The 8,548-nt window shown below is 30.9% G+C and carries 5 protein-coding genes; all 5 read left to right on the forward strand.

The features are described 5' to 3' along the window. Positions 1–166: 166 nt before the first annotated feature. Genes ACESNQ_RS08580 through ACESNQ_RS08600 form a run of 5 tightly spaced genes read left to right on the forward strand, consistent with a single transcriptional unit; the run spans position 167 to position 8,430 of the window. A complete protein-coding gene (locus ACESNQ_RS08580) occupies positions 167–2,776 on the forward strand; it encodes a class III lanthionine synthetase LanKC N-terminal domain-containing protein (protein ID WP_373076205.1) in 2,610 nt (869 codons plus the stop codon). Positions 2,777–2,808: 32 nt separating this feature from the next. Continuing rightward, a complete protein-coding gene (locus ACESNQ_RS08585) occupies positions 2,809–4,749 on the forward strand; it encodes a prolyl oligopeptidase family serine peptidase (protein WP_373076207.1) in 1,941 nt (646 codons plus the stop codon). Then, on the forward strand, positions 4,746–6,353 hold the full coding sequence (locus ACESNQ_RS08590) for an ATP-binding cassette domain-containing protein (RefSeq protein ID WP_373076209.1): 1,608 nt from the start codon (positions 4,746–4,748) through the stop codon (positions 6,351–6,353). Before ACESNQ_RS08585 ends, ACESNQ_RS08590 begins: the two co-directional genes overlap by 4 nt. 14 nt (positions 6,354–6,367) lie before the next feature. Beyond that, a complete protein-coding gene (locus ACESNQ_RS08595; RefSeq protein ID WP_179211392.1) occupies positions 6,368–7,108 on the forward strand; it encodes an ABC transporter ATP-binding protein in 741 nt (246 codons plus the stop codon). A 2-nt stretch (positions 7,109–7,110) separates the two neighbouring features. Next, positions 7,111–8,430: a hypothetical protein gene (locus ACESNQ_RS08600; protein ID WP_373076211.1), complete on the forward strand. Its 1,320-nt coding sequence runs from the start codon at positions 7,111–7,113 to the stop codon at positions 8,428–8,430. Positions 8,431–8,548 lie beyond the last annotated feature (118 nt).

The following is an 8,548-nucleotide window of genomic DNA, read 5'->3' on the forward strand; positions in this document are numbered from 1 at the left end:
GTAAACTTTAGAGATACTCTGGAGTTATGGATGTCGTTCCAATATGTGCACGTTGGAATGTTAGTGCTTATATGGGGAGAATCCAAAGGATTCTCCCTTTTTATTTAAATAAGTCTGTCTAGCTATAGATATATTAAGTTTGATAGAATTTCTTGGAGATTTTGTTATGGATTATAATTTCAATTTGGAGCATCCTTTCTTTTTCACTAATAATGATTATAGTACAGATACAAGCATAAAGTACCAAGTAAGTCTGCCTTTTAATTGGCACGAAGTAATGAATAATGATGAGTGGGTTTATCAATACCCTATTGGAAAATTTGTTGAAAGACAAGGGTGGAAAATACACATTAGTTCAGAGTATAATAGTTCACACGAATTGTTACAAGATGTAGCAAAAATTTGCCATGAAATGCGAATTCCATTTAAACATCTTAGTACAGAAGACAAATTTATCATGAGAAACGGGAAATTGGTTAGTCGAGGATTTTCTGGTAAATTTATTACATGTTATCCAAATCAAAATGAATTAGAGTCGGTTTTGCAAAGGTTAGAAAGTGCCTTAAAGCAATATAATGGACCATATATTTTAAGCGATAAACGTTGGGATGAAGCACCAATATATCTGAGGTATGGTGTGTTTAGGCCGTCAAGGGATGATGAAAAGAAGGTTGCTATTGATGAATTAATTGTTGGCGATGAAGTTGTTAAAGATGAACGTTTACCAGTATTTAAAATTCCAAAAGGTATAGTGCCCCCTGACTTTTTGAATAAATGGCTTGACAAGAAAGATAAAAAACAGGGAGACTTTCCCTTTATTATAGATAATGCAATTAGATTTTCAAACAGTGGTGGGATATATAATGCTAAGCTAAAAGAAGATGGGAAAAAAATAATTTTAAAAGAGGCTAGACCGTATACAGGTCTAGGATTTGATGGTACTTATTCTTCAGAGAGATTAGCTTCGGAGTGCAAAGCACTAAAAATTCTAAATGAATGGAGTGAGACGCCTAAAATATACTGGTACGGTAAGATATGGGAGCACACCTTCTTAGGAATTGAATATATGAAGGGCGTTCCACTAAATAGATGGGTTACCAATAATTTTCCTTTATATGAAGTTGTTGATAAGACCAAAGATTATCTATTGAGAGTTTCAAAGATAGTGGAAAAACTCATCGATTTAACGAATAAGTTTCATTCTGAAAATGTATATCATCAAGATTTACATTTAGGAAATATCTTGGTTAAGGATGAAGATGAGATTAGTATAATAGACTGGGAACAGGCTGTCTTTTCGAATGATGAAAAAGTTGTACATAAAGTTGCAGCCCCTGGTTTTAGAGCATGGCGAGAAACACTTCCCAGTGAGATAGATTGGTATGGTATTAGACAAATAGCTCATTATTTATACATGCCACTAGTAACTACATCGGATTTGACATACAACTATGTAAGTCAAACCAGAATAGAAGGAAAAAAACTATTTGAGTCTTTGGGTTATACAAGAGAACATATAGATTATGTAGAAAGTTTATTGTCATATCTAGATTCTAAATGTCCACAGATCGAGAATATTTCCAGGAAAAAAGTTTTAAAACCCATGCATGAGATTAGAACTATCGAGAGTGAGCAAGATATACAAGATTTTATTATAAAATTATTGAGAGGGTTTACGCTAACTTATGGAGAGTGGCGTAAAGAATTTCAATCAAGATTCTTCCCGGTTCATTATTATGGTCTGAATTTTAATCAAGGAATTGCGTTTTCAGATTTAGCTATCCTTTGGAGTTATCAACAACTAGCTAAGAAAGTAAAAAATTTCAAGTTTGATGACTATTATGAGATTCGAACACAGGTTATTAATGAGGCAGTAAATAATTTTAAGAAAGCGTCCTTTTCTGGTCTTTTTGATGGTAAAATTGGTACAATCTGGCTCATTTATGAATTGGGGGAGATAGATCGGGCAGTTGAACTTTTTACAACTCATTTTATAGAGATATTTGAGAATTCACAAAATAAAAATTTATATAGTGGGCAGGCTGGAATTTTACTGGTTGGACTGTATTTTCTTAGTAAAGGGGAAATTGATAATAAACTAGGAGAAGAAATACTAATTAGGCTTAGAAAATATACTTTAAATTATATAGAAAATCCAGAAACTTTTTGTAAAGTTGGCGCTAGTGATGTTCAGAGTAATGATCCTTATGAGAATTTTGGTGGATTACTATATGGTCACGCAGGGGTAGCTTGGCTCTTCGGTGAAGCTTATAAATTAACTGGTGAAAGTATCTATAAAAATGGTCTAGAATTGGCTGTAGATAAAGAATTAGTTGCTTATAAAGTAGATAGTAATAATTCATTGCAGTACAGCCAAGGTCATAGATTACTACCATATCTAGCAACTGGAAGTGCTGGCCTACTTTTACTTATTAATAGAAATAAAGAAATCTTGTCAAGCAACTACTTAAAATATTTAACTTCTTTAGAGAGGGCAACTGATGTAGTTTTTTGTGTATTACCAGGTTTATTTAACGGATTTTGTGGTCTTGAAGTTGCTAATAATATATATATTGATATCGATGATAACTTTTTAGGACAAAAGAAATTAATTGAACAACTTTATAGATATTTGTGTGTAATTGAAGAAGGATTTGTTATTGCGGGAGATAATGGTTTAAAGATAACAACAGATATTGCTTCGGGATTTGCGGGTGTTGCAATTGGATTGGTATCAATAATGGATAATAAATTGACGATTCTTCCTCAAATATAATATTGAGATACCATTATTAAGGGGTTATACTTGTGAATCAGAGTAATGAAATATTTTTAAATACAATACAGGAAAAAACACACTATAAGAGGTCTATCTCTTCATCATTTCAGGAATTAAAAAAATGGAATTCTTTGATATTTAGGAGAGGGCGATATTGGTACCAATTTGATAATTGGAGTATACCCAATACTGGTGTAATAAAGGAATGGTATGTCGAAGATAATGACTGGATTCCTAAGGTTAGTTCTTCCAGTTTAGACAATTCAAATTCACTTAAAATTGTCTTTGATGTGGAAAAATATACTTTGCCAGATGATAGTATCTTACAGGATGTTAGGATTTCATCTGATGAGAGTTATGTAGTTTTGGTTGTGTCCTCACTGCGTAGCACTAATTTAATTGGAATAAAAAAATATACTATGGAGGAGTTATTTATCATTGAAGATATTTCAGTAGAAAGTTCGTTCTATTTGGGTAAATTCGGTGTTATGTATACTCGCTCCAAAGAGTACGGGAGGCCAAGTAAGTTATTCTATAAATCTTTTGATAGCTTTACAGAAGAGGAATTGTTTGAAGAAAACGAATGCTCTTTTCGATTAAAAATAGTCCACATTGATAGCAATAATTGTTTTGTAAAGTCAGTAGACTTTCAGAAAGGCAGGATTTTTCTATACAGTTTCGACCGGACGGGTTTTGTTAGACACTCTTACACAGAAACGGTAGCCCCAACACCTAGAGATATCGCTCTATTTAGTACAGAAAAAGCACAGTACTTTCTTGGGCTCTCTTCAACTGAAGAAAAGAAAGATCAACTAATTCTAAGGGAAACTTCTTCGGGAGACAGAGTTTCTATTACTATACCATATCAAGATAGGGCTAGAAGAGTTCACTGTATAGGACGTTATATCCTTTTAGACTGTTCAAACGCAGCGAATTCCGTCTTTTATCTTGCTACATTTAAAAATAATAGTTTGAGGGAGTTGAGTGTTAATAAGATAACATTTGATGAAAAGACAACACTTTATGAAAATTCATTTTCTGATCGTGTTCTTCTGTTTTTAGAGAGGAGAACTTTTTACGAAAAAATACTTAGTTTTGATTTAATAGAAAATACATTAAAAACTGAATTTGAAAGACCCATCATAAAATCGAATAATACTAAATATTTTTCTAAGGTGATTTGGACTAAAAAAGACAGTTATGATGTAAGTATACCGATTTCTTTATTTTGGAAAAGTGAAGATGCGGATGAGCTCCCAAGAAGAAAAAAATGTATTCTAAGTGTCTATGGGGCTTATGGTAAGAATGATAATTCTGATTTAGATGAAATTATGTTATCTATAATAGATGCAGGTTTTATTTATGCTATAGTTCATGTAAGAGGTGGAGGCTATTTGGGTGGTGAATGGTATCGCTCAGGAAAAGCGTTAAACAAATGGAATTCTATCAGAGATTTTATTGAGGGAGTAAATTATTTAAGGAAAAATGATGTAATTGACAGTAAGCGATTAGGTTTAATAACTTCTAGTGCAGGTGGAATAATTGCTGGTGCGGTGTTGAACGAGGAAAAAAATTTATTTCAAAGCATTCTCTTATTTTCGCCATTTATAAATCCTTATGATACACTTCAGAATCCAAATGATCCTCTTTCTAAGACCGAAATAGCAGAGTGGGGAGATATTAGAGACCCTGAAGTAAAGGCTTATATAAAGTCATATTCGCCTATGCAAAATATTGAAAAGGCACGAGACTCAAATACTGTTATAGTTAATATTTTGGGTGAGAAAGACCCATATATTAATAATAACGAAGTGATAGAGTGGTCAAAGAAATTAAATTCTATTGGAGTTAAAAGTTTGTTGTATTTAAACAAAGCAGCTGGCCATGGAGGTTTTACTCCATCAGATGTTCTCTTAATGATTGATACTTTAAATTATTTCTTTGAAGAAGTGGGAAGGAATAACTTATGAATTATTTAAAATTTATAAAAAAGACTAAACTTATATTAATGGGGATTTTAATATTTCTATCTTCGTTTAATGGTGTCTTGCTCTCAGGAATTATTGTATATGCAGGTAGTTTAAATCAGACTTCCTCATTTTCTGACGTTCTAAGATTTGGTGCTATAAGTATTCTGGGGTGGTCAGCAATCTATATATCAAATTACTATTTAGAAGTAACGGAAGCATCAATAACAAAAGATATAAATGTAAAAATTAAACAAGGATATTTTAGAGAACAGTATCTTTCTTCTGAAATGGTTAAAGATTACTCATCTATTATTTCAGTTTTGTCAAATGATTTGAGATTAATCGAAGAAAACTATTTTAGACAAATTTTTGAAATAATTTCTTCAATATTGTTGTTCATCGTCTCTCTAAGTTTTATGCTCTATTTAAACTTCCTAGTTTCAATAATATTTATTGTATTATCAGCATTGCCGATTATAGTACCTGTCTTTATGAAGAAGATGTTGTCTAATTCAGCTAATGAGTACTCTAACAGCAATGCAGAGTATACTCACATAATAAAAGAAATTTTTAATGGTTTTAAGACATTAAAATCTTATTCTGTTACTAAAGAAATAATTAGTTTGTCGGATAAAAAGTTGAATAAACTAGAAGATTCTACTTTTAATTTGAAACGATCAGAGGTTCTTTCAAAATTGGTTGCAGCACTAATTGCAGGTTTTTGCTTTCTAGTTCCCTTGGTTGTAGGATGTTATTTTGTAATTTATCATAAAAGCCTTTCTTTTAGTGAACTGATAGGTATTTTCTTAGCAAACGATAAAGTTTTAGGGCCGATACAATCAATTGCCTATTCATTAAATAAGATAAATACAACCAAAGATTTAAGGAAACCGTTTTTAAAATACTTAAGTGGAGAGAAGAATTTTATAGACGCTGAATATGATAATAACGGACTGTATACTTCATCAATAGATGAGATACACATGAAAGATGTTGTATATTCTATTACACCAGAAAATAAATTAAGTATTGACTTCTCATTAAAATCACCATTTAGGGTATTATTAACAGGAACTTCTGGTAGTGGGAAAACAACGATTTTAAATTTAATTAATGGTTCTTTAAAGCCACAAAAAGGTTATGTAAATTTGTTATCACATGGGAAAAAGAGTTCAGATTCAATACCAACAGTTGATCAGACACCATATATTTTTGACACTACTATTCGTGAGAACGTAACTTTATTTCAAAATGAATATTTTTCAGATGATCAGATAATTGAGGTGTTAAAAAAGGTAAATCTATATGAAGAATTAGAAAAGATAGATATACTAAATTATCAATGTGGTGAAAATGGTAGTAATTTGTCTGGAGGTCAAAAACAAAAAATAGCTTTAGCTAGAGCTCTGATTAGAAATAATAAAGTGTACTTATTTGACGAAATATCAGCTAATTTAGATAATGATAATTCAAATTCCATACATGATATTCTGTTCAATTTAGGTATTTCATTTATTGAAGTTTCACATCATTATGACTTAAATGACAAGAGATACACTGATATATATAAATTGGAAAATGGAACACTTTTCAAAATTAAGTGATTGGAGGCAAGAATATGGATAAAGATTATATATTAAAAGTGAAAGGGCTGTATCATCAATTTTTACTAGGAAACAATAAAACGTTGCAAGTGCTGAAAAATGTTTCTCTTTCTGCTTCGAGAGGAGAATTTATAAGTATTCTAGGAATTAGTGGTTCTGGAAAGTCAACTTTATTAAAATGTATTTCTAGTTTGCTTGAACCAACAAGTGGGGAAGTAATTTTAAATGGAATCAACCCCTATAAAATCAGAAATGCAAAATTGTCAAGTATAAGACGTAACGAAGTATCTTTTATATTTCAAGCATACAATTTAATACCTTCCCTGCCGGTAATAGAAAATATAGCACTTCCTTTGCGATTATCACAAAAAAAATTAACTATTAAAAATGTAGAAAACTTACTCAAAAGAATGAAGTTTAATGCTGGCTTAAACGATTTTGTTGGAACTCTGTCTGGTGGAGAACAACAGAAGGTTGCTATAGCTAGAGCGGTTATTGCTGATAGTGATATAATATTTGCTGATGAGCCAACTGGGGCTTTAGACAGCGTTTCTCGTGAAGTAATTTTTGAATTATTGAGAGAGTTAGTAGGGGCGGGTAAGTGTGTAATTATGGTAACACACGATATAGAATTGGCCTCGAAAACTGATCGTGCATTAATATTGAAAGATGGAAAAATTTTCAAAGAACTTCATAGACCTAGCGGGGAAGAGTTGTATAAAATCTTAGAGGTACAATCAACTACGGAGGGATAGAGATGCTCAGATTAGTTTACTATCAATTTTTACATAATAAGAAACAATGGTTAGGCGTTTCACCAGTAATTTTTGTTTCGAGTTTAGTTATGGGATTGGCTGTTAATGGAGTAATTAATGTTGAGAATAATTCGCAAGTATTTGTCGGACTTCCAGATCCTAAACCAATTTTTATGTTTCCTATAGTATTCGGAGGAGTAACATTATTCTTTGTGCTCTCTAACATAATAAATATGTTGGTTGAAATTTTTAGAGATGATTACGATCTTCTGGAGGTGTTGGGAGCAAGTCGCCTTCAACTATCATTTCTTGTGGGGGGACAGATTTTTATCATTTCCTCGATTATTAGTTTTATTGCATATCTATGCTCTATATTTGTTACGTCAAATTATTATTATTTTTTACAATACTTTTTCGGGGAAAATATATTACCTGATATCCAATTTCAAATGAGTGCTGTTGGATGTATTATTACAGTAGTGTTGATTTCATTTTTAGCCTTTCTAAGTGGTTGCTTTTATACGTTCAAGAAGATTAGAAATAGGAAGAGTTCTAAAATAAGGCATGTTCTTTCAATAGTAAAAAGAATACTGCTATTGGCTGGTTTTAGTGTTATCTGGTTGCTTTCTTTGCAACAAATTTTCCAAGATAGCACAATTTTAGAGAAGGCCCAGATAATATTCAATATTGTAATCTTAGATATTGTGATTATTTATCAATTATCTCCTTTTATACAGTCATTTTTTATCAAACTACTTTCTATAATTATATTTAGAAATAATTTTATGTTCATTGTTTCGAAGTGGAATTTACTATATCGTAAGCCTTATATAAAATCTATCAGTGCTGCAATTACAGGAGCTATATTACTAATTTCTAGTTTTCAAATGATTTCTCAGAATATACTATCTCAATTTCAAGATGACAGTGATTTAGAGCTAAAAGTGGCATTTATTGTCTATGTAGGAGCACCAATTTTGATAGTACTTGCAAATATTATTTCAATTGCATTTTTGTCATCGCATCAAGAAAGAATTGAGATTCAGCAATTTGAAATTTTAGGAACTTCTAATTACCAGATGATTAAGATTAAAGTTGGTGAGGCTATATTTTTGACATTTGTTACTTCATTAATTGCATTTTTACTTAACATTAAAATTATGGCTTTAATATACTACTCTTTAGAGGATATTTTAATAGATGATATGAATCTTTTGGGGTTAATACTTCCAAATTTTATAGTATCTATTATTTTATTTATTTTAATATTTATTACTAAAAGTTCCTATTTTATCTTTAAGAATGCAAAAATTATTTCTTAAAAATTTGTAAGTTTTCGCTATATAAAATAGTTAAATCTATTTTGTATAATTGCTTGCATCTTACTGGTGGAGAGAGTATAATAAAGGTGGATAAAGTACTTAATCCCAAAAATTTAAA

The organism is Streptococcus infantis (assembly GCF_964243025.1).
GTDB lineage: Bacteria > Bacillota > Bacilli > Lactobacillales > Streptococcaceae > Streptococcus > Streptococcus infantis_N.

Coding starts and splice junctions, on each gene's coding strand:
- ACESNQ_RS08580 (WP_373076205.1), top strand. CDS start 167: ATGGATTATAATTTCAATTTGGAGCATCCTTTCTTTTTCACTAATAAT.
- ACESNQ_RS08590 (WP_373076209.1), top strand. CDS start 4,746: ATGAATTATTTAAAATTTATAAAAAAGACTAAACTTATATTAATGGGG.
- ACESNQ_RS08595 (WP_179211392.1), top strand. CDS start 6,368: ATGGATAAAGATTATATATTAAAAGTGAAAGGGCTGTATCATCAATTT.
- ACESNQ_RS08600 (WP_373076211.1), top strand. CDS start 7,111: ATGCTCAGATTAGTTTACTATCAATTTTTACATAATAAGAAACAATGG.